This is a genomic window from Streptomyces sp. 13-12-16 (assembly GCF_002114215.1).
Lineage (GTDB): Bacteria > Actinomycetota > Actinomycetes > Streptomycetales > Streptomycetaceae > Streptomyces.
Genome location: NZ_NCTE01001397.1, coordinates 3276 through 4653, shown reverse-complemented (window position 1 = coordinate 4653; position 1378 = coordinate 3276). Strand labels below are relative to the sequence as shown.

The window sequence follows — 1378 nt, the reverse complement described above, 5'->3', positions numbered from 1 at the left end:
GCCAGCCGGGCGTCCCGCGCGCCCGTGCGGCGCGCCCGGTCGACGAGGGCGGAGGTCGTCCCGAGCACCACGGTGGCCGCCTTGACGACCCGCCGCTCCAGCACGCGCAGGAAGTGGGCACGCGGGCCGTCGGCGCGCGCCCGGTCGTGCCAGGTGACGATGAGCGGGGTACGCCGTCCGCTCAGGGCGAGCACCGTGCGGAAGGAGGCGTGCAGCCCGTGCGCGTGGACCAGGTCGGCGCCCGTGCAGGCGGCCCGGAGCGCGGCCACCGACCCCGGGTCGCTGCTGCGCGGCACGTGCACGTGGTCGGCGCCGACGCCGGTGAAGTCGTAGGTGTGATCCGCCTCGACGGGGGCGCACACCGTGACCCGCACGCCCCTCGCGACGAGCCCCGCGGCCAGCGAGCGCACGTGGGCGCTGCTGGCGGCGTTGCCACCGCCCAGCACCTGCACGGTGCGCAGCGGTGAGTGGCTGCTCACGGGGGTCACGTGGCCGGGCTCCTGGTTCGGTTCGTGCGGTCCCGAAGAACGTACAGAAGGATCGGGCGATGTACTCGCCGTACTCCGTCAAGGATGCCAGGCCGTACGGCCGTTCCGGCAACGCCGACGTCACGGGCCCGGGTCCGCACAGAACGACATGTCACCCACACGAGTGACGGAACCTCACCCTCCTCCGGCTACACGTCCGCCCGGGCCGTCGCCAGCAGCTCCTCCGCGTGGGCCCGGGCCGTCTCGGAGTCCTCCTGGCCGGCGAGCATGCGGGAGAGTTCGCGGATGCGGTCCTCGCCTTCGAGCACCTTCACGCCGGACCGGGTGACCGAGCCGTCGTTGGTCTTCTCCACCAGCAGTTGCCGGTCGGCGAACGCGGCCACCTGCGGCAGGTGCGTGACGACCACGACCTGCGCGGTCTTCGCCAGTTTCGCGAGCCGCCGGCCGATCTCGACCGCCGCCTTGCCGCCGACACCGGCGTCGACCTCGTCGAAGAGGTACGTCGGCACGGGGTCCGTGCCCGCGAACACCACCTCCACGGCCAGCATCACGCGCGACAGCTCACCACCCGAGGCGCCCTTGGCGATGGGCCGGGGCGGCGCTCCGGGATGCGGGGCGAGCAGCAGCTCCACCTCGTCCACGCCCGAGGGCCCGTAGGCCACCGTGCGCCCGTCCACCTCGACGCCCTCCGGGTCCTCGGTCTGCCGGATGTCGAACGACACGCGCGCGTGCGGCATGGCGAGCGAGGCCAGCTCGGCGGTGACCGCCGACGCGAACCGCTGTGCTGCCTCCGTCCGTGCGTCCGTCAGCTCCTGCGCCAGGACTCCCAGCTCCGCGCGGAGCGCGTCACGCTCGGCGGTCAGTTCCTCGATCCGCTCGTCGTCGCCGTC

The 1378-nt window shown here is 73.9% G+C and carries 1 protein-coding gene and 1 pseudogene; both read right to left on the bottom strand.

Annotated features, from left to right (window positions below; genetic code table 11):
* On the bottom strand, window positions 1–488 hold a 488-nt coding region (locus tag B7767_RS41530; RefSeq protein WP_143652973.1), incomplete at its 3' end, for a glycosyltransferase.
* Between the two features lie 188 nt (window positions 489–676).
* Window positions 677–1378, bottom strand: a pseudogene (locus B7767_RS41525) (DNA repair protein RecN); the annotation flags it as partial.